The sequence below is a fragment of the Streptomyces sp. XY431 genome (assembly GCF_001279805.1).
GTDB classification, from domain to species: Bacteria; Actinomycetota; Actinomycetes; order Streptomycetales; family Streptomycetaceae; genus Kitasatospora; species Kitasatospora purpeofusca.
The window spans coordinates 1-2,516 of the sequence record NZ_LGDO01000223.1 but is presented as its reverse complement, the minus strand read 5'-3'; the positions used below and the strand labels follow the sequence as shown (position 1 = coordinate 2,516).

Sequence of the window (2,516 nt, the reverse complement as noted above, 5' to 3'; positions counted from 1 at the left end):
CTACGGGCGCGTCAAGATCGTTGGACTGTCCGGAGGCTGTGTGCAGGGCGAGGATCACGCCGCGTGGGGACATGGCTTCCCGGTCAAGTACCTGCTGGGCCGGGTGGAGCCGGAACTCGAGATCGAACACTGGGGACGGTGCGCGGACGTCGAGGGCCTGTTCGTCGATCCGGTGCCGCCACCGCGTGAGGTCCTGACGATACGGGGGTGCACGCCCGAGGGCCCTGGCACGACGTGATCGCCCGGCCCGACGAGGCAACGCGGTCGTTGGGCACTCTGGAAGTCGCGATCTGGGACGAGTACCAGCCCCAGCTCGCCTGGGCCCTCGTGGACACGGTCGTCATCACCCACCGGCCCAACGCGGCCGATTCGGGCCTCGTCGACATCGTTGTGGGAACCGGCGTCGTCGAGCGCGCCGAGGTGTGGTGCGGCGCCGGTCCCGGCACCATGCCGACCGTGCCACGCTTCGAAGTCCATGCGCTGAGCCACCGCGGTGGGCGAACCGGTGAATGTCTCGGCATCGACGGTCTCCTCGTCCCGCGCGAGGCGCAGGCCGACATTCCCCTTCGGCTCATCGGGTGCGAACCCGACGAGCCGCTGCCCGCCGCCGGGCGCGACCCCCGAGCATGGACGACGGAATGGGCCGCGCTGCTGGCCCTGTGGGGCGGCGCCGACGAGGCCGTCGCGCCGGCCCAGCGCCTCGCCTCGCCTGCTTCCCGCGCAGCGTGCCTTGCGAACGGATGGCCGAACAGTTCAGGGTGGCCTTGTCGGCCCCCGCAGGCCCGTGTGCTGCCGCATCGTGCGAGCACGTCCCGATCTCGCTGACCGTGCTCGTGTGCCTGCGTCGCCTGCGCGAGGCGGCGTTCGTGCTCGCTGTGCGCACGGGTCTTCGAATTGATCGTCGCGTACACACCGGCGATCTGCGCGAATGCGTCCTTGCGACCCGGCGGTGGCAGCGGCTCGGTCGGCCCAATTCGACAGTCCACCGAGGCGCTGACCTCGCCGACCTGACCGCGGCCTGCCAGCGTGCGCCGCACCTGCGCCCTCGCCCGACCGACGGCAAATCCGAAATGCTGGGGGCACTGCCTGATGCTGTCGGGGATCGGTGCCGCTCTCGGTCGCGGTCGGTGGTCCGTTGCGTCGAAACGACCGAACCGCCTCGACATCGCAACGGCGACGTTGGGAACGGTCGACGCAACGTGCACATCCGGCCGACCGGACGCACGAGCCCCGAGATCCCGGTCAGCGTCAGGTACTCGGATGCTCGTCATTCTGCCTTTCCGGACCGGCCCGCGTCGGTCACCCCGACTCCGAAGGAACGTTGATGAGTTCATTCCTGCCCGGCCGGATCCTGCGGCCCTGGGTGGTCGTCGCCGCTGCGGTCCTCGCCCTGTTGGCGCCGTCCGCGATGTCCGCTCACGCGGACCCGCCCTCCCCGCAGACCCCGCCGGTTCTGACGGACGGCCACGGCCTGACCCAGGTCGGCGCGACCGGCACCAGCACCGACTTCGTGATCACCGTGACCACGGCCCAGGTCGCCAAGCAGCACCCGATCAAGATCATTCTGCCGAGGGACTACTGGGCAGAGCCGACCAAGCGCTACCCGGTGCTGTACTTCCTGCACGGCTCACCGGACAGCCCGGTCAACCAGACCTATCCGGCCCTGACCAGTTCCACGTCGATGATCACGGTCATCCCGGACGGCGGCCCGAGGGGCTGGTATGCCAACTGGCGTGACCAGAACACCGCAGCCGGCGCGCAGAACTGGGAAACCTTCCATCTCGACCAGGTGATCCCCTTCATCGACGACAACCTGCGCACCGTCGCGACCAAGCAGGGCCGTGCCGTCGCGGGCATCTCGATGGGCGGCCTGGGTGCCATGCGCTACGCCCAGCGGCACCCCGAACTGTTCAGCCAGGTCGCCTCGCTGTCGGGGGGCCTCGACCTGTCGGCAGTGTCGATGGACCTGAGGCTGGCCATCGTCGCCTCCCTGACCAACGCCCCCGGCGGTTTCTGCGGCTCCTCCTCGTCCACCGGCGGCGACTGCACCGGAAGCTACACACCTGCGGTGTCGAGCGATGCCCTGTTCGGCTCGCCCTACCCCGTGTTCAACATCGACCGGTTGTGGAACGAGGCCGACCCCGCCTCCCACATGGCCAGGCTGGCAGGCATCGGCATCTCGATCTACACCGGCAGCGGCCGCGGAAACCCGCTCGCCCCGGAGTTCTGGATCGAGGGAGCGAACAAGCACGCCAGGGACAGCCTGAACGCGCTCGGCATGCCCTACTACTACGTGGGCTACGGCGACGGGGCCGGCTGGGGCACCCAGTGCAACGGCGACCACAACGCCGGCTGCTGGGCCCAGGACCTGGTGGACTACATCCCCCGCCTGGAGAGGGCCTTCGCCACCACCTGACCCACACGCACGTGATCCGACTGCGCCGGCCTCCTGCGGCGGCCGGCGCAGTCGGCGGACGGTCCGCCGGGCGCTCACCCGCCGCTGCGGGCGCTCACCC

General features: G+C 70.0%; 2 protein-coding genes and 1 pseudogene. All 3 read left to right on the top strand.

Features of this window, described 5'->3' with window-relative positions:
* Positions 1 to 238, top strand: a pseudogene (locus tag ADK60_RS21165) (hypothetical protein); the annotation flags it as partial.
* Positions 235 to 825 carry a hypothetical protein gene (locus tag ADK60_RS21160; protein ID WP_159400524.1) on the top strand — a complete coding sequence of 197 codons (591 nt, stop codon included), beginning with the start codon at positions 235 to 237 and terminating at the stop codon, positions 823 to 825. The pseudogene ADK60_RS21165 and the gene ADK60_RS21160, both read left to right, overlap by 4 nt.
* Before the next feature lie 499 nt (positions 826 to 1,324).
* On the top strand, positions 1,325 to 2,416 hold the full coding sequence (locus tag ADK60_RS21155; protein WP_053648106.1) for an alpha/beta hydrolase: 1,092 nt from the start codon (positions 1,325 to 1,327) through the stop codon (positions 2,414 to 2,416).
* The last annotated feature ends 100 nt before the right edge of the window (positions 2,417 to 2,516 follow it).

Coding starts and splice junctions, on each gene's coding strand:
- ADK60_RS21155 (WP_053648106.1), top strand. CDS start 1,325: ATGAGTTCATTCCTGCCCGGCCGGATCCTGCGGCCCTGGGTGGTCGTC.